Raw genomic sequence first — 23,834 nt, forward strand, 5'->3', positions numbered from 1 at the left:
GAATATAAAAGCGCGGTTGCAGCGCGTGCAACCTGACATTATCCCCGCTTGCCAGGGTTTGAAGGTAAAAAACTCAGACGGTCCGCTCCATCAAGCGCCCTGATCGCGCCGAATACTGCACCCGGCTGTCCAGGGCCTCCAGTTGCACCCGGGCACTGCGGCGGCCATAAACCTCATCGCGCAGCCATTCGAACTCGGCGTCCAGCAGAACCTCCGAGGCCAAACTGCACCACCACACTCGGCCCTCGCCGTCCCAGCGGTACCCGCGGGCTTTGAGTTTGTCTTTGGATTCAAACGGCGCACCCGTGGCACGCAATTTGTAGCGCGTCTGGTCTGCCCCCGCCAACAGGCGCGCCAAACCCGTCTGCCCATCGGCCAAGGGCGAGGCCAACACCTGCAACAAGGCATGGCAGTCCACCTGCGCCCGGTGCGCGTCGTAAAACCAGCCGCGCTCAGACGCCAAAAACTCCAGCTTGGCCGAGCCGCTGCCCTCTTTTTTCCAGTCGATGCCCATGAAGGAGCAGCCCCAGGCCTTGCCTGCAAACACCGGCAAACGCGCCTCGACAAACGGCCGGTCAAAGCCAGCGTTGTGCGCCACGATCAAATCGGCCTGCTGCACCAGCGCGGTCACGGCCGCATCGTCGATCCGCAAACCCTTGACCATGCTGTCGTCGATGCCGGTGATCTCGGTGATCTGGGCCGGAATCGGCTTGCCCGGGTCTTCAAACGATTCGTAAATGGTGACCGGACCTGCGGGCAAACCGGTCACGGTGTCCACCAGCACCGACAACATGGCCAGCTCGATGATGCTTTCGGTTTTGCTGTCCAGCCCGGTGGTCTCGGTGTCCAGCACGATCACGCGCTGGGTGGTCTGCCCACTCACAGGCCCGTAATCGCTGTGCGGCACCAAGCGGCGCAAGACGCGAAAGTCGGGGTGCTGCGCCAGCGCCTGGGCCATGGCTTCGGGGTTGGTGGGCGAATCGACAGGCGCGTCGAAAAAACTCATTTGTTGGGTTTTGGTCATAGGCGTTATTAAACCGCCTCTTCGGGCACTTCGGCCCCCAAATCACCCGCAATCAGCTTGAACTGCTCCAACGCCGCTTGCAGGTCTTCCACAATTTCCTGCGCGATCACGGCAGGCGGCGGCAGGTTGTCGCTGTCGGCCAGGCTGTCGTCTTTGAGCCAAAAAATGTCCAGGCTCGTCTTGTCGCGGGCGATCAGCTCGTCGTAGCCATACGCACGCCAGCGGCCATCGGGGTTGTCGGCGCTCCAGGTCTCGGCCCGTTCGTGGCGCTTGCCCACCTTGTACAGCTCTACAAACTCGTCCAGATCGGCCCGGCGCAGCGGGTTGGTCTTGAGCGTGAAATGCTTGTTGGTGCGCAGGTCGTAAATCCAGAGCTTTTTCGTCCATGGCGTCTCGGACGCGGGTTTCTTGTCAAAAAACAGCACGTTCGCCTTCACACCCTGCGCGTAAAACAGCCCCGTGGGCAGGCGCAGCAGCGTGTGCAGATCGCACTCGTGCAGCAGCTTTTTGCGAATGGTCTCGCCCGCGCCGCCTTCAAACAACACGTTGTCGGGCAACACCACCGCCGCACGGCCATGAATGGCCAGCAGGGTTTTGATGTGCTGCACAAAGTTCAGCTGCTTGTTGCTGGTGGTGGCCCAAAAATCGTCGCGCTCGATCGTGTCTTTTTCGGTGCTGGTGCGGCCGTCCTCGCCCACGATCACGGTGCTGCTCTTCTTGCCAAACGGCGGGTTGGCCAGCACCACCTCAAAGCGCTCGCCAGGGTCTGAGCCCAGCGCATCGCCCACGCGCACGGGCACCGACTTTTCGGAGCCGATGCCGTGCAGCAGCATGTTCATGGCGCACACACGGGCTGTGGCCTGCACCAGCTCAAAGCCCACAAAGGCGCTTTCTTTCAGGTGCTTCTTTTCGTCCTTGGTCAGGTTGGGGTGGCGGTCCACCACATGCTGGTGGGCGCTGAACAAAAAGCCGCCCGTGCCGCAGGCCGGGTCGCACACGCGCTCGGCGGGCTTGGGGTCGATGCACTCGACCATGGCCGCAATCAACGCGCGCGGCGTGAAATATTGGCCCGCGCCGCTCTTGGTGTCTTGCGCGTTTTTCTCCAGTAAACCCTCGTAGGCATCGCCCTTCACATCCGCACCCAGTACCGTCCAAGTCTCGGCGTCGATCAGGTCCACGATCACGCGGCGCAGCTTGGCCGGGTCTTGGAACTTGTTTTGCGCCTTGGCAAAAATCAGGCCCAGCGTGCCCTTTTCGAGGCCCAGCTTTTCGAGTGCGTGGCGGTAATGGTCAAACAAGTCATCGCCATCGCGCACCAGCAGCGTAGGCCAGGCATAAGCGGCGGGCACGATGCTGGTCTGGTTGTAGGGCGGCTGGCTGCGCTCGTCGGCCATCTTGAGGAACAGCAAATAGGTGAGCTGCTCCACATAGTCGCCATAGCTCATGCCATCGTCGCGCAGCACGCTGCAATAGTTCCAAAGCTTCTGGACGAGGGTGTGGGTGGTGGTGTTCATGTTGAAGTATTGAGAAGGTCTGGTCGACGTGCACTGAGCCACTGCCGCGTTTGACTCAGCAGTTGCTGTGCATGTGACACACAGCTGCGCACTGCAGCCGGTTCTATCAAGTCACCCGAGTAGTCGTTGAGGTTTCTTTTTTTGCGAAGTGAATCTAGAACAATCCAAACAGCTTTATCAACACCCAACGTCAAACCCAGCGTCTGGATCATGGTTTGGTGATGCCCTGGTGTGGTGGTGGAAGGCCTATAGCCGTTGGCCATCAAACCCACCATGGCGCATTGCATGATGGCTTTGTAGGCCGCGTCAAACCGGGTTTCATCGCTCAAACCCTGCACAGCACTGTCAGCCAAATTGCGTTGTGCAGCAGCTAACAAGCGCTGAACTTCATCCGCAGTGGCCGTGTGCCGCTGCAGCTGATTGATCTTGAGCAGATTTTCAAGGCTCATGGTTCCCCCACCAGCCAAAGCTTGCTGCCGCGCCAGACTTGAGCCACGAAACTGTCTGGCTGCGCCAACTTGCCATCAAATTCGTCCCTTGAAAGCACGGTGGGGTTGACCTCTCGCCCAATGGCTTGCTGAGCGTCTGACAAAGCCAAGACCACCTCAGAAAAGTCCAAATCCCCCACCAGCATGACATCCACATCGCTGTGTGCATGCTCTTGTCCTCTGGCCATGGAGCCATAAACAAAAGCCATCTCCACCTTTCCCGCCAGCGGCACCAATGCCTGACGAAGCACATCGACCAACCCGGCTGTTTTGCGCAGCAAGCCAGCCAGTTCTTGAAAAATGGGGCATTGCACATTGGCCCGGTAATACACCTGTCGGCCCGTTTCTTGACGCAGCAGCAAACCCATATCGGCCAGATTGCGAAGTTCTCGGTGCAGCGAACCCGGCGATACGTTCGTGAGCCGCGCCAGCTCACGCACATGCAACGCCACCTCTGGCCGCAGCAGCAAAGCGCTGAGCACCGCAGAGCGTGACTGCCCCAATAAAAAATGTGCCAAACTGGTCATGAAGCAATTTTAGCTTCAAATGAAGCAATATTAAGAACAATCATGGAAGTGCTGCTGACCTCATCAACCCGCCATGAGCCTGGGCGCTTGCGTTCTCGACCAATTAACGGCAGCGGTCGTGTCGGTCTCTGTGATGCCCAGTTCGGCCAGCTTCGCACGCACTGCATCGGCCGCGACGAAGCGCACAGGCGTCAAAACGATCTGCCCGCCATTGGCTTGTACATCAAAGTAGTCGGTCGGCCCCACCGCTTGCATCAGACTCTTGGGCAGCGTGATCTGGTTTTTGGCATTGAGTTTGGTCAGCATGGGAGCATCTCCTGGGCTCAGTGAAAAATTCATGGTTCGCGTTTGACAACCGAGCGATACGCCTGATCTGGTCGATTGGGCACACCTGGGCTTTGAGTCGTGCCATCCCTGCAAATGACAGGAGTTCGGGTCTCAAATGACGGGAGTCCCCCGTCAAATGACGGGAGTTCCCCGTCAAATGATGGGAGTTCCGCATCAAATGAGGGGAGTCCCTCTTCAAATGACGGGAGTCGAGAGCCACAGAACCGGGTTTATGCCGCCTGAGCAAAGCGCAGCAAGGCTTCTTCGTCATTGGACGCAGCAAACACTGCACCCATGTTGGCGAGATCGCGTCGAACTTCCTCAAACGCGCCAAAGCGGTCAGACTCAACAGGCGGTTGGGTCACAGCCAAGAGCATGGACTTGGGCATGGCGTTCACACGCTCCAAATGACGCAAGCGGCCCAGCCATTGGTTGCCATGGTCCAGTATGCGTAGGGGCTCTTCGTAGGCCAAGTGCATGGGCTTAATCACGCGCAAGGCCTTGCCATCAGCATCCAGTTCGGCAAACGGCACCTTGAATTGCAGGCCGTCCATACCGAGTTTGGCGCTTTGGAACCGGCCGCCCAAGCCCTCACGCCGCAGCACGCCGCGAATCGCCTTCTCAATCAGTTTTTCCTGATATTCGGGCGTTGCAAAGTCGTGATCAACATAGTGATCGAACAACTCTTGCAGCTTAGCTTGGGGAGACTCCGTCATCACGGCACGCACGGCAGAAAACCGAAACAAGGCCTCGCGTGGGCGCACCAAATCATCAAATATCCACGGCTCTGCCACTTTGGCAGCCATATCACGGGTGCGGGCCAATTCTTCGGCAAAGGCTGCTACACCCTGAGCAAAGACACGCCGATCCAACTTGTCAAAAAAGCCACTCAGACGACGCCACTTGTTGGACAGCTGAAAGTCGAAATAGCGTGCTGTAGGCGCATGGATCACGATGCCCACGTTGGCGAACTCCTCCGTTTCTGCATAGGGCAGAAAACGAATAAAGGAATAACGAGCGACGTGTGTCATTGAAAACCTCTCTCAAGCCGGGCACAAAGTGACATTCATGGCGTGCGTTTGGCAACGGCGCGATAGGCCTGATCCGGACGATTGCGCACATCTGGGTGCCGCAGCTCCAACATCCCGTCTTTCACCATCGCCGTCAAGAAACGGGTTTGCAACTTATCCGCGTCTCGATCAACCAGCGCAGCAAGTTCGGATGTCGATAACCATTGACCGGCACACAATTGCCCGATAACGATTTTCAGTTGTGGCACTGCCAGTTTTTTGTTTTTCCTGGCAGGTTCTGCTAATGGCAAAAGCGCCAATACCTCGGCTGACAAACCAGCCAATCGGTCGAATTGGGGGGAGTCCACGCCGAATTGGGGGGAGTCCCCGGGCAATTGGGGGGAGCTTTGGGGGGAGTCCCCCGCCAAATGACGGGAGTCCTCGCCCAATTGGGGGGAGTCCCCCGCCACGCGGTAGCTGGCCCAGCGCCGCTGGTTTTGCTGCGTCAGCAGGCCATCGCGTACCAAAGTTTGCAACACGCCGGTGATGTCTTTCGAGTGTTCCCCTGTGATTTCCTGCATGCGGGCGTTGGTCACACTGCCCTCCACCTGGGCGGTCACCACCGCCTGAACCGCTGTTTTGTCCAACTTGGCAAACCGGTCACCAAAGCGCAAGCGCAGTGCTTGGTCCACCTCTTGCGGGATCAGGCTCACCATGGGCAGCACCAGCTTCACGCGGTCAGGCTGCAAAGACTCTTCCAGCCGGGGCGAACGCCAGTGCTGCGCACGCCAGCCTGCCCGAATTTTGTCCATGCCCGAGCCCGCCTTGTCGCCACCGCCCATGAGCTGAAACATCAGCTGCAAACTCTTGTTTCGGCACTCGCTCACGCCGCCTTGCAGCAACTGCACCCGCGACACCAGCAGCGAGCCAGGATTAGACAGTTCAATCCGATCCGGGTAGCGCTCCATCACCACACCGCCCTGACCACGGTGGTCGGCATGCACCAAAGCGTTCACCACCGCCTCGCGCAAAGCCTCGTGTACGGCGGTGTCGTCTTTGCGGTACAGCTCACGGTCCAGCTGAAAAGGAATCTTCAAGTCGCCCGACAAACGTTGCATCACCCGCACATAAAACTGGAACAGGTTGTTTTCCCAGGTGCCGTCGGGCACCACGCGGTCGGTCCAGCGCACAGCGGGGTCATCGGACATGCGCTCGCGGTAATCCACATGAAAACCTGGCAGCGCATCGCGCAGTGCTTCAAAACGGCCGAACATCAAAAGGCCCGCCACGGTGGCACCTTCCAGACCTGTGGCCCGGTCACGGCGCAAGGCACTCAGCTTGGTCAACAAAGCGGCATCGTCCAACAACAGCCACGGATGGTCTGGCGCACGGGATGCAAAGCGGTTGCGGTATTGCTTGACCGTGTCGGGGTCAAAGTCTGGAAGGCCAAAATGCTCCACGATTTGGGAATCGGCTGGCGTGTCGGACTGGTCGGCCAGCATGCGGCGCACCTCATCGTCTGAACAGCGGTAGTCGCCCTCTTCGGCGCGGCGATAAGTGCCTGTCATGGGGTTGGGCCCCACAAACACCGGGCGCTGCAGGCGCGAGGCACGCGGCACGTTCACCACCACAAACTGCCGGCCCTCGTCTTCCACCGTGCGCACATCGTCGTCGCGCAGCAGGTTGGCGCTGATCTTGTGCCGGTCGTTCAGCTGGCTCCACAGCACCGTGCGCAACTGCGCGGCATCGGGCACGCCCTCCCACACCAGGCCAGACGCCTTTTCGGCCACGCCCAAAACAATGGTGCCGCCCTGGGTGTTGGCCATGGCGGCATACGACTCCCAGAAACTGCCGGGCATGCCACCGCGTGCCGACTTGAATTCGGTGTCTATGCCTTCGGTGCTGGACTGCAGGGCGGAGAAGAGGTCAAGTTGTCTCATGCTGCCCCATTCTCCTGCAAAGACTTAAGCGCTCGCCCCTGCGCATCCTTCCACTCCACCCGCCCGTTGGAGCTGCGGCCCAGCACCATATCGCTGGCAGCGCTGGGGGAGCTGAACACGTAGTCTTGCGTAAAAACATAATGCGCGCCCTGTTGTGCCAATACGCCCATGCCGATGAGCTCTTCACGCCAAGCCACAAAGCCAGGGAAATGCTTGTGCATCGATGGCACCAAGATGGCTGCCGCCTGTGACCCCGCCTTAACCACAAACCCTTGCGTAGATTCGTAGCCCCTGGCCTCCAAACCTTTGCCTGTGCACATCAGTTCGGGCGCGCTGGCGGCGAGGGCTTGGGGTGGTTGTTCGAAGGCATGCACGCCCAGCACTGGCAGCATGCCCAGCATGTGCTGCAAGAACACCTGCATGTCAGCGCGGTCGGCCTCGCTGAGGGTAGGCTCGGTGGGTTGGTTGGCGTTGTCCAAAGGCACGCGCTTGGCCTGCTTGGCCAGGCGGATCAGGTTCACCTCTAAAAACTGCACATGCGCCTTGTTGAGCGCCTGCCCCATAGAGACAAAACAGATTGCCCGCGTCCAGAAATCCTTTTGGGCGGTGCCGCTGTGGTGCGAGGCCAGGCGCGGCTTGATCGGATCGCCCTCGCCAATGTAGAGCCGGTCGCCCTCGCCGTCTTCACGCGGGCCCAACAGCAAGTACACGCCGGTTTGCTGCAGCTCGGACCGATCGGCCACGCTGGGCTGCGCCCAGGCCGCACGCGGAAACACCAGCGCGCGGCCCACCCAGTTGGACCGCTCGACGATGCGCAGGCCATCGGGGTCACCATCGGCGACGAAGATTCGAAGGGAGAAAGGGATCACAGTAGATCGCCAATTCGAGCCGACAAATCAACTTTATTTGCAACATGCTTGAGTGAAAAATCACGTCCCCAATCACCCCCAACTGTTCGACTCATCTCAAGCAATGTACGCGCACGTCGCCCTTTTTCTGTGTCAGGGCTAAGCTTGGAAAACTCTTCTGCTTGTTTCAAAAGCTGTTGCGACCGCTCAGAAATCACATCTCCAATAATCAAATACGCTTCTAAAGATTTCGCAAATCGTGATTCAAAAAATTTCCGAGAAGTGGGTATAGACCTCAATGTTTCCATGAAATCTTGGGGCGCTGTAACACCCGAAATCAAGCCCTCATACAAATCCAGACGTTTCAGACGGAGCACGATCAGCAGCGACAGAACAATTGGGTCTAAATAATGATCATCGGGTGTCTGCATCAATACGACTGCCAAGCGAGTCAAACACCTTTCACGAACTCTCAAAGACAAATCAAAAGTAGCAGCCAATAACGTAAAGGCCTCTACAAAATGGTCATGATCGTATGCAAGTGAAGAGTGCTTCCTTCGCGCTTCAAAAAAATCCTTTAAATCAAACCGTTTGATCAGCTCTCTGGTGTAGGCCTTGGTATGTGGCAGTGGTAGAGAAAAATCAAGGTCAATGAAGCGTCTCAGATATTCGAGTGCATCTATCCGCTCACCATAAACCGCCGCAGTAATAGCCTCCAGTTGTTTTTTGTCTACCGAAAGAACAAACACGATGTTCTTCACATCAAACAGATGCTTCACCCTCTCAAGGAGTTCAATTGCAAAGCTTGGGCGGCAACGATCCAACTCGTCAATGAAGAAGACCAATGGACGCTGCAGCTCACCCTCACCAATAGCCTGAACGGCATCTTCAAGAGTCTCGCGAAATGTTTCAAGTGACCTTTTTTCTTTTTTGAAAGACTCGATCAAATCCTCAGCTGCTTTACCTGACTCGTTCGATAGGACATCCTCTTGAACCTTGTCCAGATCTAACACGCCCATCGTGCCGACTTTGACGCCCGCAACCAAACCTCTTTTGGCTACGGTTGATACAACCTTTTTAACCTTAGCCATACGCTGCTGAAACACGCCGGCTTGTTCGATTTTTATGTCATCAATTACCGCAACCATAGGAATCAAAGGATCACTGACGTAATCCTCTTTCCATGCATTGAAATAAACAGTGGTGTATTCGTCTTTCTTAAGTACAGCTCGAAGCATGTTGACCACGGTTGTCTTACCTGTGCCCCAAGGAGAATCCAAAGCCAGAACGAACGGGCCTTCAAGTTGCTTGATCAGATTGCCGACGAACTCGACAACGTCTTCGCGCTGCAGGGAATCATGCTTGAATGGATCATCGTCAGAAACCTCAATCTCAGCCAGTCGGAATTTCATCTATATCCCCTTATTTATTGGCCAGTTCCAAAAGCTTTCGACAAAGTCGCCTGCCGCAGTGCCTGTGCACGCTGGAGGTTGACGTCAACTTCGGACTCGACTTCACGGATGATGGTCATATGGCGGTCAAGTTCAGCAACGATTCGAGTTTGCTCTGCGAGCGGCGGCAATGGAACTGCAAGTGCTTGTAGCTTTGTACCGTTCACGTTGGCCTGCCCCACCTGCTGTGTCACTACGCTCTTGACCCATTGCCTCCCAAAATTTGAATTGATATACGCGGCTAAGAAGTTTGGCAATACACCAGTCACTGTGCGAACGCGAATAAGGTATGACGCGAAGGAATAGCTTGTCGACTTTGCTTGAAAGACGGCAACCTTCCCTACCAACTCAGGGCTATTCGTTCGGTTGAACAGAAGGTCGCCATCGTTCATAAGAAGCTTCGGAAATTCGTCATGTTCCTTGGGCAGGTACTTCAAGTCATCAAATCGCAATTCGCCTTCAAAGATGTTGCCCATGCGCAGGACAGGAATACCTGTTGCGTCATCTGAGGTTTTTGAAGACGAGCCGTATTCCACGAGCTGTGAAAGTTGCTCGACCGTCGCATTTGCCCATCCTTCAGGAAGGCTTTCAAGCATGGGGCATTCAGCGCTTTCGGGCTCAACATATTTTTTCTTAAGCGCCCACTTGGCCCGCCGTTCTTCAAGAATCCGCTGCAAAAGTTTTTCGCCTGTTTCGTAGCTGCGGCCTTCGCGTTGGGCGATGCTGGCTTCGGTTTCGACGAGGCGGCCTTCGACGGCGGCTTTGAGGACGGAGGCTTTGTAGCGTTTGAGGTTGGCTTTGACGCGCTGGAGGTTGGCGACGGCTTCGTCGAGGCGGGAGAACTGTTTTTCGATCTCGGCGACGATCTCCGCCTGTTGCTCTGGCGGGTGGATCACGACTTCGACTGCGTTGTAGTCGTCTCGGCTCAGCCCTGGGATGGCCGTCGATTTATCAAGCCGAGCAAGACCCAATGAATCCAACAGATATCGGTAGTAACGGGGATCGTGACCAATTGGTGGCTCAGCGAAATACGCTGTATCAATCGGCCAACAAGGCACTGCCGAATAATGCACGGCACCGACATTACCCTTGCGGCCAACAATGATCACGGGGCCATTGGTTAAAGCAGCTGAATGACTGCCGACAACACCACTGGAGCCATAAACGGGCACAGAACCGGCGCTGTCACGTACAGTGGCGGGCAGGCTCTTTCCGTATTTCAGCGGCAGCAGATCACCCAAAAGCCCCTTGATTCGCTCTTGCAATTTGGTCACGCCACCAACTCCCGATTCATCGCTTCAATCACCTGCCCCAACTCCGCACCAAACAGCTGGTGCACTTTGCCCAGGCCGCCTTCGCTGTTGAAGGGGGCGTATTCAAAGTCGTCGGGCTCTATGCCTAAGTTCGCGGCAATGTGGTCTCGGATCATTTCTAGCCAGTGCAGTTGTTCGGGGGTGAATGGGGGCAGGGATGGATCCCCGCCTTCGCGGGAATGACCAGAAACACGGGCTTGATTCGTCTGAGCCAGCCACGCATCAAAGTTGCCCCGCACCCGCTCAGGATACGGCACCAGTTCGTTGTCTTGCTGCATGGCAAAGCGCACCAGGCTGACCAAGTCGGTCAGCAGGCGGCGTTGGCTGGTGCCTTTCACCTTGGTCTTGTTGAGCGCGGCATAGGCTTGCCACAGCTGGCCTTCGTCTATCAAATGCGGCGGGGCGTGCAGCGCGTCGGCCAGCGCTTTCACGTCGGTGTATTTCAGCGGGGCGCGGCTGGGGCGGTTGTACAAAATTTGCAGCGCGGTGATTTCGTCTTTGTGCTGGGCAATGAATGCTTCAAAGCTTTGCACCAGGCCTTTGGCGCGTTCGCTGGCGGCTTCGCTGAAGCCCGCATGAATCAGCTCGTCTTGCGTGACGATGTCCACCACCAAATCGGCCTTTTGGCGCAGCTGCAATATCAGGTTGCGCAGCGCGGGGTTGGCAAAGGGGCGCACAGCAGACTGGATTCCCGCGTACGCGGGAATGACATTGGTTGGGTCGTCGGGGTCGACGTTCAGGGCCTGCACAATGCCGCTGGCCAGGTCGCGCAGGCTTTTGCCGCCGCTGGCCTCCAGCACTTTGGCGTGGTCGGCGGGGCTCAGGTCTTTGTCCAGCCGGGCCAAGCGGGCGGCCACGCTGCTCAGCACTTCATCTTCCACGTTGCCCAGGCTCACGGCTTGCAGCAGCTTGTCCAGGGGCACGGTTTTCTTCGTGTCCATGGGGCGGCTGTCGGTTTTGTCGCGCTCGCACACGCCCACGGCGTCAACGATCACAAAGTGGTCTTTCACTTTGGCGTCGGGCGTCACGGCTTGCAGGTCGGCCGGGTTGCACACGCGCACGCCACGGCCTTTCATCTGCTCAAAGAAGCTGCGGCTTTTGACCGAGCGCATGAACACCACAATCTCCACTGGCTTGATGTCAGTGCCGGTGGCGATCATGTCCACCGTCACGGCCACACGCGGAAAGTAGCTGTTGCGAAACGCACTGATCAAGTCCTCGGGCTTGGTGCCGCTGGTTTTGTAGGTGATCTTTTGCGCAAACTCGTTGCCCTTGCCAAATTCTTCGCGCAGGATTTCCACGATCTTCTCGGCGTGGTTGTCGTCTTTGGCAAAGATCAGGGTCTTGGGCACCTCGGTGCGGCCGGGGAAAATTTCGGTGTGCAGGCGGTCGCGGAAGGTGGTGATGACTTTGCGGATCTGGTCGGGCGTTTGCACGCTGCGGTCCAGCTCGTTGGGGTCGTATTCAAAGTCTTCGTCCAACTGCCAAGCGCTTTTGCGGCGGGTGGCTTTGTCCACGGTTTCCAGCCAAAAACCTTTTTCGACCTTGGCGCCGCGCTCGCTCACTTCGGTCTGAATGCGGTACACGTCGTAATTCACGTTCACGCCATCGGCCACGGCCTGGGTGTGACCGTATTCCATGACCAAGTTTTGGTTGAAGAAACCAAAGGTCTGTTTGTTGGGCGTGGCGGTCAGGCCCACGAGATAAGCGTCGTAATACTCCAGCACTTGCCGCCACAGGTTGTAGATGCTGCGGTGCGCTTCGTCGGTCACCACGATGTCAAACAGCTCAATGGGAAAGGCCGGGTTGTAGCCAATGGGCTCGGGGTCTTTGAAAAGGCTCTCTGCGCCCTCGGTGCTTTCTTCGTCGGCCTCGGGCGGCAGCTCTTTGCCTTTGAGCAAACTGAACATCCGCTGAATGGTGCAGATGACCACGCGGGCGCTGGTGTCCACCTGGTTGCCTTGCAGGTGCTGCACGATGAACTCTTCGCCAAACTTGTAGCTGTTGTAGGGGCTGGCGTATTGGTCAAACTCTTTTTTGGTTTGGCGGCCCAGGTTGGCACGGTCCACCAAAAACAGCACGCGCCGCGCACCGCCAAACTTGATGAGGCGGTAAATGAAGCTGATGGCCGTGAAGGTTTTGCCGCTGCCCGTGGCCATCTGGATGAGGGCTTTGGGTTTGTTGGCGGCCAGGCTTTGTTCGAGGTTTTGCACCGCCAAAATTTGCGCGGGCCACAGCTGGTAGTTGGCCCCGCCCTGCCCCCATTGGGTGATGAGTTGGGGCATGTCGCGCATGCGGGCCAAAAAGGTGGAGGGCGCATCGTTGGCTGCCAACGGACCTGCTGCGGAGGGCACCATTTGTAACCACTGCGCCAGCAACTCGGGCCTGAAAAACGCAAACACCCGGCGCGAACGCGGATGGGGGTCCAGCCCGTTGGTGAATTGGGTCTCGACCCCGGTGGATTCAAACAAAAACGGCAGCGGCCTGCGCCATGCAGGCAAGGCGACTGGCAAGCCCTGGGCGTAGCGCTCGGACTGGACTTCAACGCCTTTGAGAGTGGTGCCTTCTTTTTTGGCCTCGATCACGCCGCAGGCTTTGCCGTTCACATACAGCAGGTAGTCGGCAAAGCCGTGGCCAGTGTTGAGCGGGAACTCGCGGATGGCCACGCCCTGCGCCGCATGCAGATTGACTTGGTCGATGTTGCAAACGTGCCAGCCAGCGGCTTGCAGGAGTTGGTCGATCTGAACGCGGGCTCGGGCTTCTGGTGTCATTCAGCGGGCGGCTATTTTTAATTCCAAGGTGTCCATTCTAGGGGGCCAAATGGCGCAAAGCCCCGGCACTTTTAAAAATGCCGGGGCTTTGTACCTCAATGGCTGGGGCTCAGGTCATCGGTGTGCAAGTCTTCGCGCACGGGGGTGGGCTCCTACAAAATGCAACGCACCCATGCCACCCAGCGTCTCATTTCAGTCGAGCTTGATGCCCAGGTCCACTGCCAGCTTGATCCAGACGGGCACTTCGGCCTCCCAGTCTTTGCGGGTGGCCGCCAGGTTTTTGGGCTTGTTGGGGATGGCGAAGGTTTCGCGCAGCTTGGCGGCTTTGTCGGTGTTGGACCAGGCCACTGCTTCATCGGCCATGCGTTTGAGCACGGCTTCAGGCGTGCCTGCTGGGGCCACCAAAGGTAAACCGCCCTCGAGCGTGACCAGCTTTTCGGTGTTGCCTTGTTCGGTCAAGGTGGGCACATCGGGCAGCTTGGGCGAGCGGTAGCTGCCGGTCACGCCAATGGCGCGCACGCCCCGGGTGGACACAGCGTTGAAGGCCTGAAAACTGCCCACGGCGATTTGCAATTGCCCCGAGGCCACGTCCAGCCACATGGGCGCTTCACCCCGGTAGTGCACCGACTGGATCGTGGTCCCCTGCTGTCGGTTGGTCTGGTCGGCCAACATGTGCGGGTAAGAACCCGGGGCATAGGTGCCCATAGAGCTGTTGTTCTTTTTGGCCCAGGCCACAAACTCGGCCATGGTTTTGGCCGGAATCTTGTCATTGATGCCCACCACCAGCGGGCCGGAGGGGAACACCGTGACCGGGGTCAGGTCTTTGTCCAGGTTGTAGGGCAACTTGGCGTACAAAACGCGGTTTTGCCAAAAGGTGCCCGATGTGCTCATGACGAAGGTGTAGCCGTCGGCGGGGGACTTGGCCACTGCGTCAATGCCAATGATGGCGCCCGCACCTGGCCTGTTTTCAATGGCCACCGGCACACCCAAACGGCCACTGAGGAATTCACCGTAATTGCGCGCGATGGCATCTGTCAAACCACCGGGCGGAAAAGCCACCACGATTTTGATGGGCTTGGCAGGCCACGAGGCCGTCTGGGCATGGGCTGGCCCCGACAAGGCCATGCTGGCCAGACCGACGGCCAGGGCTGTGGAAGCTGACAAAAAATGGCGGCGTGAAGGCGAGGTATGAGCGGACATGGGGTTCCCCTGGGTGTTATTGAAATGGCTGACGGCAGTCTAGAGGCGCGGGGCCCATCTTTGAATTGGGGTTTGAACCCATGACACACACAGGACAGCGATGAGCAGCCAAAGCAGTGCGGCAGCAATGCGCTTGCTTGGCTTTGTGCGACAATACACCCCGTTGTGGCCTCCAGTTGCCGCAACATCAGCACTTCTGCTGGGGCCTGACCCAGGAAACGCTCAAAACAAGCGCCTGCGGTTTCCATGCCCATCTTAAGAACTATCGGCCAACACTGGACACTGCCAACAGCAGTTGAATGAGCCGATACCCGCGCCGGACATGGCGCTCTGTAAAAATGAACTTTGAAGAATTGAATCTGGCTCCTGCCCTCATGCAAGCTGTGCGCGAGCTCGGCTACGACACCCCCACCCCCATCCAGGCCCAAGCCATTCCTGCCGTTCTGGCTGGACAAGACTTATTGGCGGGTGCCCAAACCGGCACCGGCAAAACCGCCGCCTTCACCCTGCCCATGCTGCACAAGTTGAGCCTGAGTGAGCCGGGCAAAAACCGCTTTGGCGGCAAAGCCATCCGCGCTTTGGTGCTGACACCCACCCGCGAATTGGCCGCCCAGGTCGAAGAGTCGGTGCGCGACTATGGCAAATACTTGCAACTCGACTCCACCGTGATTTTTGGTGGCGTGGGCATGAACCCGCAAATCAGCAAGATCAAGCGCGGCGTGGACATTTTGGTGGCCACACCCGGCCGTTTGCTCGACCTGCAAGGCCAGGGCTTCCTGGACTTGTCCAGCATCGAAATTCTGGTGCTCGACGAAGCCGACCGCATGTTGGACATGGGCTTCATCCATGACGTGAAAAAAGTGCTGGCCCTGGTGCCCAAAGACAAGCAAAGCCTGCTGTTCTCGGCCACCTTCAGCGACGAGATCCGCGAACTGGCAGCCAACTTGCTCAAGAACCCCCAGAGCATCCAGGTCACGCCCAGCAACACCACGGTGCAGCGCATCTCGCAAGTGATCCACCCCGTGGGCCGCAGCAAGAAAAAAGACGTGCTGCTGCACATCATCCAAAAGCACGACTGGAGCCAGGTGCTGGTGTTCACGCGCACCAAGTTTGGCGCGAACAATGTGGCCGACTTCTTGACCAAAAACGGTGTGAAGGCCATGGCCCTGCACGGCAACAAAAGCCAAACTGCCCGCACGCAAGCGCTGGCGGGCTTCAAAAGCGGCGACATCCGCGCTTTGGTGGCGACTGACATTGCTGCACGCGGCATTGACATCGAAGACTTACCGCACGTCGTCAACTTCGAAATCCCCAACGTGTCTGAAGACTACGTGCACCGCATTGGCCGAACAGGCCGCGCAGGCGCCAGCGGTGAGGCGGTGAGCCTGGTGTGCCTGGACGAAGAAGGCTTCATGATGGACATCGAGCGCTTCACCAAGCAAGAGATTCCAGTTCAGTTGCTCGAAGGTTTTGGCCCCGAGCCCGGCGAAGTGGCCGAGCCCATCGCCATGGGTCGCCAGACCTTGTGGGGTGGCGCAGGCAAGCCCCCCAGCCGCGATGTGATGGCCGCAGCCGCCAAGGCCGCACGCAGCGACATGGTGCAACGGATTCGCGACAACAAGGCTGCTGGTGGCGGCCAGGGTCAACGCCAGCCGCGCGCCGAGGGCCCGGGTCAGGGCCAGCACCGCCCATCGCGCCGCCATGGCCCGCAGGGTGAAGGCCGCTTTGAAGGCCAGGGCGAGGGCCAGGGCCGTCGCTTTGAAAACCGTGGCGACGGTCAGGGTCGCGGCCCGCGCAACGGTCCACGCCCGGAAGGTCGTGGCGATGGCCGGGGCCCCAACCCCAACCGTGTTGGTCAAGGGGGTGGTCAGGACCATCGACGTGGCGATGGCGACGAGTTGCCACGACACATCGACCCCTTGAAGACCACGCAGTTTGCACGCCTGGACTTGCCCAACCGCAAGCCCGTACGCACCAGTGGCCAACCTGACCCGACCCGCACCAGCATCGACAGCCTGGCCAGCGGCGGTCGCCGCCATGGTGGCGGTGGCGGTGGCGGTGGCGGTGGCGGTGGCGGTGGTGGCTACGGCGGCGGCAAGCGCGGTGGCAACGGCGGCGGTGGCCGTGGCTTTGGTCGCTGAACCACACACTGCCCCCAACTGAAAAGAGCCCGCACAGTCGGGCTCTTTTCTTGTGTGCATGCAAATCAGTCACGCACGAACAAAGTCACCAGAGGATCGGGGCCCACTTGGCGGCTCCAGTGACCGTGCACAGCGGGGTCAAAAATGACGCCTTCGGGCAAAGTGTCGGCCGAATAAAAAAACTCGCCCGGACCAAAAACGCGCGAGCTGCCGTCCTGCAAAAAAATCTCCATCTGTCCACTCAACACAAACAACCACTGCGGGTGGCCGGTGCAATGAAATGAGCTGCAAAAACCCACCGGGCTTTGTCGCAACTGGCATCCTGTTGCAGCCATCAGCGCCGACAACTGGCTTTGGGGCGTGCCCTCGGTCAAGGGAACGAACGCGTCCCTGAAACGGGCGCGGCCATCGGTGTCGGTGAACAAAATGACTTTTGTCAGTGCGGTCATGAGGTCTTTAGCCAAAGGCATCGGGATGATCAGGCGGACATTGTCACCGAGCCAACACCCCAACAGGGCTAATCAGCAGAAAATCGGGCCACAATGATGTGATGATCACACCAAGGACAGTCGCAAGTTTGGGTAAACGCAAGCCCTCAAACAGGACTCTGATTGCCGAACACCACTGCCCCGTCATTCACCCGTCAGGAAAATCAATGCCCCCAACCGTTCTGCTGGCTGTAGCCCAACTGCACCCTTTTTATCCAGACGCCCTGCAAACGCTTTGCACCGCCATGGCGATCGACAAGTCGGCATGAAGACCCCGCCTTTGCGTCTGATCGTGATGGGTGTCTCCGGATGCGGCAAGACCACCCTGGCGAGGGCTTTGAGTCAAGTCCTGGGCTTGGAGATGGTCGATGGAGACGACCTGCACCTGCCCGACAGTGTAGAGAAAATGCGCGTCGGGATTCCCCTGCAAGACAGCGACCGCTGGCCCTGGCTGGACCGCATCGGGGCTCATTTGGCCCAGGCCCAAGCCCACGGCCGTGTGGTCGCCTGCTCGGCCCTCAAGCGCGCCTACCGTGACCGCATTCGGGCACACACAGGCGAAGTGTTTTTTATTTTTCTCAACGGTGACTTTGAGCTGATTCGACAGCGCATGCGCCAGCGCGAAGACCACTACATGCCATTGGACTTGCTCGAGAGTCAATTTCGCACTCTTGAGCGACCGCAGGCGGATGAATCCGATGTCATTGAACTGCCCATCACCGAAGCAATTGACGATCTGGTGCGACGGGCACGGACTGCGGCGCAGGCGCACCATCAGCACACGGCTCATGGCCCACCCCGGACCTGACCCTGGGCACCTTTGTTCGCCACGAAGCCAAAGCCCCACGCCGGGGCGCTGGCCGCTGGCGGGATTCAGTCGCTCAAAGTACAGGTTTGTTTTCAAAACGCCTGAAAATCTGGCTGTTTCCAGACCTCTCTAGAAAGTTCTCACCATGTCCAAAATCGCCCTCGTCACCGGTGCCAGCTCCGGCATCGGCAAAGCCTGCGCCCTGGCCCTGCTCAAAGAAGGCTGGCAAGTGGTCCTGGTCGGTCGCCGTGCCGACGCACTGGCCGCTGCAGTGGCCGAAGCCGGCCCCAACGCTGGCCACGCCCACGCCATCCCAACCGACCTCTCCAAAGAACCCGAAGTCAAGGCCTTGTTCGAGCAGATCCGTTCGCGCTTTGGTCGCCTCGATCTGGTGTTCAACAACGCCGGTATCTCGCTGCCCTACACCTTGCCGGGCGACCTGTCGGGAGACGAATGGCGCAGGGCTGTGGACATCAACCTGAATGGCGCTTTTTACACCTTGTCGTATGCCTTCAAGCTGATGCAAGAGCAAAGCCCGCAAGGCGGCCGCATCATCAACAACGGTTCGATTTCGGCACATGTGCCACGCCCCGGCTCGATTGCCTACACCGCCACCAAACACGCCATCTCGGGCCTGACCCGGGCGGCCTCATTGGATGGCCGCCCGTACAGCATCGCCGTGGGCCAAATCGACATTGGCAACGTGGCCTCGGACATGACGCTCAAAATGGCCTCGGGCGTGCACCAAGCCGACCTGAGCATCAAAGCCGAGCCGCGCATGGACATGAGCGCCGTGGTCGAGACCTTCCTGACCATGGCCCGCCTGCCCCTGTCGGCCAATATTTTGTTCACCACCGTGATGGCGACCAATATGCCGTTTGTCGGACGCGGTTGATTTTTCAAGACCCATGTAAAAGGGGGCCACGCAGGTCCCCTTTTTCCATCAGCTCACACGCACCACGGCATCAGCCCGCTTGTGCAGATCAGGCAGCAACTCCAGCCCCAAGCCCGGCTTGTCGTTCAAGCTGATCATGCCGTTCTTCACCTGCGGTAACTCGGTCACCAACTCCTTGTACCAACCGCTGTAAAAGGCCCGCACGCTTTCCTGAATGAGCGCATTGGGCGCGTGCAGCGACAAGTGTGTGGACGCTGCCCACACCACCGGCCCGGTGCAGTCGTGCGGGGCTACGGGCAGTTGCCAGGCGTCGGCCATGGCAGCAATCTTGCGGGCCTCGGTCAGGCCGCCGCACCAACTCAAGTCGAGCATGGCCACACCTGCCACACCAGTTTGCAAATAGTCCTTGAATCCCCATTTGTAGCTCAGCGTTTCACTGGCACAAATCAAGGCTTTGCAGTCCACTGCGTACTGCTTGAGCAAGTCGAGGCTGTCCATGCGGATCGCGTCTTCGTGCCAAAAGGTGTCGAACTCTTGCAAGGCGCATGAAATCTTTTGGGCCATGGGCAAGCGCCACAGACTGTGGAACTCGACCATGATGTCCATCTTGTCGCCCACCGCATTCCTGATTTTGCGGAAAGGCTCCAGCGCGGTGTTCAGGTCTTGCGGGCTGATGTACTGGCCGTGCGACTTTTCTGCGGCCACATCAAAAGGCCAGATCTTCATGCCGGTAATGCCCTCGCTCAAAAGCGATTCGGCCACCTCGTCGGCGCGGTGCAAAAAGCCCTGCAGGTCTTCGTAAGGCCCTGCGTTGTTGCCCAGCCCCCAGTTGCTGCTGGTCTGGTTGACGTTGCTGCGGATGTACTGGTAACCCGCGCAGGTGTTGTACACGCGGATGTCGTCGCGACTCTTGCCACCCAAGGCGGTGTAGACCGGCATGCCAGCGGCCTTGCCAAAAATGTCCCACAGCGCAATGTCCACCGCCGAGTTGCCGCGTGTCTCCACACCAGACCCGCGCCAGCCCAAGTAGCCCGTGATGTCGCGCTGGCGCGACTCGATGGCCAGCGGATCTTGCCCCACCAACTTGGGGGCCACCCACTCGTGCAAATAGGCCTCGACTGCTTGCGCCCCCATGAAAGTTTCGCCCAGGCCCACCAGGCCCTCGTCGGTGTGCAGGCGCACCCAGATGATGTTGGGAAATTCACCCAAGAGGATGGTTTCGAGTTGCGTGATTTTCATGGCGACTCAAAAATCGGACATTAAAAAAGCCCCACAGTGTTGCACTGTGGGGCCGAAGGCTGCGCATCAGCCGCCGCGCGCTTTCCGAAGCTCGTCTTGCACCACCTTGATGGCGTCAGGACCAATCGAGTCCTTGTGTTTGTCGTACACCGAAGCCACCCTGGCGCGGATGCGGTTTTGCTCGGCAGCGCTCACCTCGTTGACCTGCATGCCCTTGGTTTTGAGCGAAGCCAGAGACCTTTCATTCAGCGCACGGTTAGCAGCACGTTGGACTTTTTGGCCTTCCATGGCGGCTTCACGCAAAACAGCTTGCTCTTGTGGGTTGAGTTGGTCCCACAGCTTCTTGCTGTAGAGAATCAGGAATGGCGTATAGGCATGGCGCGTGACACTCAGGAACCTCTGCACCTCATTGAACTTGGAGGTCTCAATGGTCACGAAAGGATTTTCCTGACCGTCGATGGTCTTGGTTTCCAAGGCGGTGAACACCTCACCAAAGGCCATGGGCACGGCATTGGTGCCCAGCGTCCTGAAGGTGTCGAGGAAGATGTTGTTTTGCATGACGCGAACTTTCACGCCATCGAAGTCTTCCAGCTTGGTGACCGGACGCTTGCTGTTGGTGAGATTACGGAAACCGTTTTCCCAATACGCCAGGTTCACCAGGCCTGCGGCTTCGAGTTTGGCATTGAAATACCTGCCGGCTGCGCCATCCAGCACGGCGTCGGCTTCTTTTTCGTTGGCAAACAGGAAAGGCAGGTCAAACACGCCCAACTCCTTGACAATGCCCACCAAAGGCGAGCTGGAGGTGCACACCATCTCTTGGGTGCCTGCACGCAAGGCCTGAGTGGCGGGCAAGTCGCCGCCCGCAGCACCGCCCCAAAAGGCGGTGATCTTCATCTTGCCGCCAGTTTTGGCCGCCAGGACTTCTTGCATTTTCTTGACGCCCACGCCCACCGGGTGATCTTCGTTCACACCATTGGTGAACTTGATGTTGCGGTCGGCAAACTGCGCCATGGCGCTCGATGCCACCAGGAAAGTGCCCGCGATCAGGGCTACCAGATTTCTGCGTTTCAACATGACTGTCTCCTTTTAAAAAAATACACACAGGGTTAAGAAATCATCTCAGCATCCACTTCATCGGCTCGATGACGATGGCCGGGAAAGCGATCAACAAGGCCAACACACCCAACTGTGCCAGCAAGAATGGCATGACACCCCTGAACGCGGTATCCATGTTGATCTTGGCCACACCGCAAACCACATTGAGCACGGTGCCCACGGGTGGGGTGATCAAACCAATGGCGTTGTTCATGATGAACAATACGCCAAAATAAACCGGGTCAATGCCCGCTTGCTTGACCAAGGGCATCAGCACCGGCGTGAGAATCAGCACCGTGGGCGTGAAGTCCAGCGCAGTGCCCACCACAATGACCAAGAGCATCAACACCACCATGAGCAAGGTCTTGTTGCCCATCAGCGGCTCCATCATGCGGGCCACTTCGGCCGGGATGTTGGCCACGGTGATGAGCCAGGCGCTGACCATGGCCGCTGCCACCAAAAACATGATCACCGATGTGGTCTTGCCAGCTGCCAAAATCAGGCTGTAGAGCTTGGACCATTGCAATTCGCGGTAAATGAAAGCGCCCACCACAAAGCTGTAGACCGAAGCCACCACGGCCGCCTCGGTGGGGGTGAACACGCCAAATTTCATACCGCCGATGATGAACACCGGCAAACCCAGCGCCAGGATGCCTTCACGCGTGGCTTTCAGTTTCTCAGACAGATTCATGCGCGGTCCCGGCTGCACGTTTTCGCGCTTGGCCACCCACCACCACGTCAAGCCAATCGCCACGCCCATCAAAAGGCCCGGCACGATGCCCGCCAAGAACAATTTGGTGATGGACACGTTGGCGGCCACACCGAAGATGATGAAGCCAATGGAAGGCGGAATCACCGGCGCGATGATGCCGCCCGAGGCGATCAATCCGGCCGAGCGGCCCACGTTGTAGCCCGCCCGCTTCATCATCGGGATCAGCAAGGCCGCCAATGCCGCCGTGTCGGCCACGGCTGAACCCGAGAGCGAAGCCATGATCACGGCGGCCATGACGGCGACGTAACCCAAGCCCCCACGGAAATGGCCAACCCAGGCCATGGCCAAATTCACGATGCGGCGGCTCAATCCGCCCGCGTTCATGAACTCTCCGGCCAACAAGAAAAACGGCACCGCGAGCAAGGGGAAATTGTCCGCACCGTCCACAAAACGCTGCGCCAAGATTTGGCTGTCAAACGCGTTGATCATGCCGTTGCTGGCCATGTAGGCCATCAGGCTCAAGCCGCACACCAGCAAGGCGTAGGCAATGGGCATGCCCAGGGCCATGACCCCCAGCAAGCTGAAGACAAAAACAGCGATGGTCATGCGCGGCCTCGCACTTCAGGCTCGATCTCGGCAAGGACCACTTTGTCTTCCGACTCGACCACCAGCACCAGATCCGCCTCAGCCAATTGTCCAGTCAACAATTGGAACAACTTGTGCACGTTCATGATGCCCATGACAGCGGCCGTGACATACCCAATGCCATAAATCCAGATCATGGAAATGCCCACCACCACCGAAATATTGGTCACTTGCAGATCGTGCATTTTCCAAGTGCCCCAAAAGAACAGCATGTTGCAGCCGAGCATCATCGCCTCACTCAAGAAAAAGCACAGTTTTTTGCCGCCCAAGGGCAAGCGCCGCACCAGCGTGTCCACGCCCAAATGGCCCTTCTCGCGCATGGCCACCATGGCCCCGATGTAGGTCAGCCAAATGAAGCAGTAGCGCGACATCTCGTCCGAGATGGAAATGCCCGAGTTGAAACCGTAGCGCAGCACCACGTTGCCAAAAACCATGATGACCATGGCCACCAGGCAGGCCACGACCAGGAACTCAAGGAGCTTAAAAAAGGGATCAATGATTTTTCGCAAGTGCCGCCCCTGATTTTGGATTTTTGATTTTGCTCATGACTTTGGAGAATCCTTTTGTTTTGACTGGTGTCCGTTTTGCTTGGGTCTTGATGGGTGTGGCCATGCCAGACACCGTGGGTAATTTTTTGCGCGAGGACAGCACCAAGTCAATGTCGTCTTTGGCCCCTTCAATCAAGACCATGATGGCCCGCTCGGCCTTAACCGGATCGCGGGCAATCACCGCATTGAGCACTGCACGGTGCAACGGCAACGAATTTTTCGGACCATCCTTAATGCGGGTGGAAATTTCAAAACTGGTCCGCAGCAATGCGTTCAGGGCCTTGCTCATTTGCACCAGCATGCGGTTGTGTGAAGCCTGTAGCAAGCCTTGGTGAAAACGCATGTCGTGCGTCACGTAATCACCGCCCTCTTCCACTGCTTTTTTCATGCCGGAATAAGCAGCTTCAATCACAGCAATGTCTTCAGACGTGGCCCGCTCAGCAGCCAAACGCACAGCGGCAGGCTCCACCACGCGGCGAAGCTCTTGCAAGTCTCTTAAAAAACCAGGTGTCAAGCCGCATTGGGCTTGCCAGGAAACGACATCGGGGTCAAACCAGTTCCAGTCGGCATCTGGCAGCACACGCGTACCAACCTTGGGACCAGTGGACAACAAACCTTTGGCCACCAAGGATTTGATGACCTCGCGCACCACGGTGCGGCTGACGCCAAACTCTTCGCAAAGCAACGGTTCGGGCGGCAAACTGGCCCCAACCGTATAACGACCTGACAGGATGGCGTGACCCAACAAGTCGAGGGTGCGTTTGTGAAAATTTTTGGTCATGGCAATGTTGGCAATAGACTTATCATATGATGATTGAGATGCCCTTCGCCACTCTGGTAAACCCTAGTG

General features: G+C 58.2%; 21 protein-coding genes. 3 read left to right on the forward strand and 18 right to left on the reverse strand.

What is annotated here, in order from left to right; translation table 11 throughout:
• Positions 1-73 precede the first annotated feature (73 nt).
• From HEQ17_RS08635 to HEQ17_RS08690, 12 genes are all read right to left on the reverse strand, one after another.
• Positions 74-1,024 (reverse strand): 3'-5' exonuclease, encoded by a 951-nt coding sequence (locus HEQ17_RS08635; protein ID WP_296292363.1) that lies wholly within the window; start codon positions 1,022-1,024, stop codon positions 74-76.
• 8 nt (positions 1,025-1,032) lie between these two features.
• On the reverse strand, positions 1,033-2,538 hold the full coding sequence (locus HEQ17_RS08640; protein WP_296292364.1) for a class I SAM-dependent DNA methyltransferase: 1,506 nt from the start codon (positions 2,536-2,538) through the stop codon (positions 1,033-1,035).
• On the reverse strand, positions 2,535-2,987 hold the full coding sequence (locus HEQ17_RS08645; RefSeq protein ID WP_296292365.1) for a DNA-binding protein: 453 nt from the start codon (positions 2,985-2,987) through the stop codon (positions 2,535-2,537). Before HEQ17_RS08645 ends, HEQ17_RS08640 begins: the two co-directional genes overlap by 4 nt.
• A complete protein-coding gene (locus HEQ17_RS08650; RefSeq protein ID WP_296292366.1) occupies positions 2,984-3,553 on the reverse strand; it encodes a nucleotidyltransferase domain-containing protein in 570 nt (189 codons plus the stop codon). Before HEQ17_RS08650 ends, HEQ17_RS08645 begins: the two co-directional genes overlap by 4 nt.
• A gap of 63 nt (positions 3,554-3,616) precedes the next feature.
• Positions 3,617-3,859, reverse strand: coding sequence for an AbrB/MazE/SpoVT family DNA-binding domain-containing protein (locus HEQ17_RS08655; protein WP_296292367.1), 243 nt, complete (start codon positions 3,857-3,859; stop codon positions 3,617-3,619).
• A 251-nt stretch (positions 3,860-4,110) separates the two neighbouring features.
• Entirely contained in the window at positions 4,111-4,911 is an 801-nt protein-coding gene (locus tag HEQ17_RS08660) for a DUF3037 domain-containing protein (protein WP_296292368.1), read from the reverse strand.
• Between the two features lie 35 nt (positions 4,912-4,946).
• Positions 4,947-6,830: an ATP-binding protein gene (locus tag HEQ17_RS08665; protein WP_296292369.1), complete on the reverse strand. Its 1,884-nt coding sequence runs from the start codon at positions 6,828-6,830 to the stop codon at positions 4,947-4,949.
• The gene (locus HEQ17_RS08670; RefSeq protein ID WP_296292370.1) at positions 6,827-7,699 is read right to left on the reverse strand and encodes a GIY-YIG nuclease family protein; all 873 of its coding nucleotides are present in this window, start codon (positions 7,697-7,699) and stop codon (positions 6,827-6,829) included. The genes HEQ17_RS08665 and HEQ17_RS08670 overlap by 4 nt, the downstream gene beginning before the upstream one ends.
• Positions 7,696-9,090 carry a P-loop NTPase fold protein gene (locus tag HEQ17_RS08675; protein ID WP_296292371.1) on the reverse strand — a complete coding sequence of 465 codons (1,395 nt, stop codon included), beginning with the start codon at positions 9,088-9,090 and terminating at the stop codon, positions 7,696-7,698. The genes HEQ17_RS08670 and HEQ17_RS08675 overlap by 4 nt, the downstream gene beginning before the upstream one ends.
• A gap of 14 nt (positions 9,091-9,104) precedes the next feature.
• Positions 9,105-10,403, reverse strand: a complete 1,299-nt coding sequence (locus tag HEQ17_RS08680; RefSeq protein ID WP_296292372.1) for a restriction endonuclease subunit S — start codon at positions 10,401-10,403, stop codon at positions 9,105-9,107.
• Positions 10,400-13,213, reverse strand: a complete 2,814-nt coding sequence (locus HEQ17_RS08685; RefSeq protein ID WP_296292373.1) for a type I restriction-modification enzyme R subunit C-terminal domain-containing protein — start codon at positions 13,211-13,213, stop codon at positions 10,400-10,402. The genes HEQ17_RS08680 and HEQ17_RS08685 overlap by 4 nt, the downstream gene beginning before the upstream one ends.
• Positions 13,214-13,405: 192 nt before the next feature.
• Positions 13,406-14,413, reverse strand: a complete 1,008-nt coding sequence (locus HEQ17_RS08690; RefSeq protein WP_296292374.1) for a tripartite tricarboxylate transporter substrate binding protein — start codon at positions 14,411-14,413, stop codon at positions 13,406-13,408.
• Positions 14,414-14,751: 338 nt separating this feature from the next.
• Here HEQ17_RS08690 and HEQ17_RS08695 point away from each other — a divergent pair, with 338 nt between their 5' ends.
• Entirely contained in the window at positions 14,752-16,554 is a 1,803-nt protein-coding gene (locus HEQ17_RS08695; RefSeq protein ID WP_296292375.1) for a DEAD/DEAH box helicase, read from the forward strand.
• Positions 16,555-16,619: 65 nt separating this feature from the next.
• On the opposite strand, the gene HEQ17_RS08700 is transcribed toward HEQ17_RS08695, so the two are convergent.
• On the reverse strand, positions 16,620-17,003 hold the full coding sequence (locus HEQ17_RS08700) for a hypothetical protein (protein WP_296292376.1): 384 nt from the start codon (positions 17,001-17,003) through the stop codon (positions 16,620-16,622).
• 304 nt (positions 17,004-17,307) lie between these two features.
• Between HEQ17_RS08700 and HEQ17_RS08705 the strand changes: the two genes are divergently transcribed.
• Together HEQ17_RS08705 and HEQ17_RS08710 are read left to right on the forward strand one after the other, a co-directional pair.
• Positions 17,308-17,850 carry a gluconokinase gene (locus tag HEQ17_RS08705; RefSeq protein WP_296292377.1) on the forward strand — a complete coding sequence of 181 codons (543 nt, stop codon included), beginning with the start codon at positions 17,308-17,310 and terminating at the stop codon, positions 17,848-17,850.
• Positions 17,851-17,995: 145 nt separating this feature from the next.
• A complete protein-coding gene (locus HEQ17_RS08710) occupies positions 17,996-18,745 on the forward strand; it encodes an SDR family oxidoreductase (RefSeq protein WP_296292378.1) in 750 nt (249 codons plus the stop codon).
• 48 nt (positions 18,746-18,793) lie between these two features.
• Here HEQ17_RS08710 and HEQ17_RS08715 read toward each other — a convergent pair whose 3' ends face one another.
• The 5 genes from HEQ17_RS08715 to HEQ17_RS08735 form a co-directional block, all read right to left on the reverse strand.
• Entirely contained in the window at positions 18,794-19,984 is a 1,191-nt protein-coding gene (locus HEQ17_RS08715; RefSeq protein WP_296292379.1) for a mandelate racemase/muconate lactonizing enzyme family protein, read from the reverse strand.
• 66 nt (positions 19,985-20,050) lie between these two features.
• The gene (locus HEQ17_RS08720; protein ID WP_296292380.1) at positions 20,051-21,058 is read right to left on the reverse strand and encodes a TRAP transporter substrate-binding protein; all 1,008 of its coding nucleotides are present in this window, start codon (positions 21,056-21,058) and stop codon (positions 20,051-20,053) included.
• A 40-nt stretch (positions 21,059-21,098) separates the two neighbouring features.
• The gene (locus HEQ17_RS08725; RefSeq protein WP_296292381.1) at positions 21,099-22,397 is read right to left on the reverse strand and encodes a TRAP transporter large permease subunit; all 1,299 of its coding nucleotides are present in this window, start codon (positions 22,395-22,397) and stop codon (positions 21,099-21,101) included.
• Positions 22,394-22,945, reverse strand: coding sequence for a TRAP transporter small permease (locus HEQ17_RS08730; RefSeq protein ID WP_296292382.1), 552 nt, complete (start codon positions 22,943-22,945; stop codon positions 22,394-22,396). Before HEQ17_RS08730 ends, HEQ17_RS08725 begins: the two co-directional genes overlap by 4 nt.
• Entirely contained in the window at positions 22,929-23,765 is an 837-nt protein-coding gene (locus HEQ17_RS08735; RefSeq protein WP_296292383.1) for a FadR/GntR family transcriptional regulator, read from the reverse strand. Before HEQ17_RS08735 ends, HEQ17_RS08730 begins: the two co-directional genes overlap by 17 nt.
• Positions 23,766-23,834 lie beyond the last annotated feature (69 nt).

The organism is Limnohabitans sp., assembly GCF_023910625.1.
Taxonomy (GTDB): domain Bacteria; phylum Pseudomonadota; class Gammaproteobacteria; order Burkholderiales; family Burkholderiaceae_C; genus Limnohabitans_A.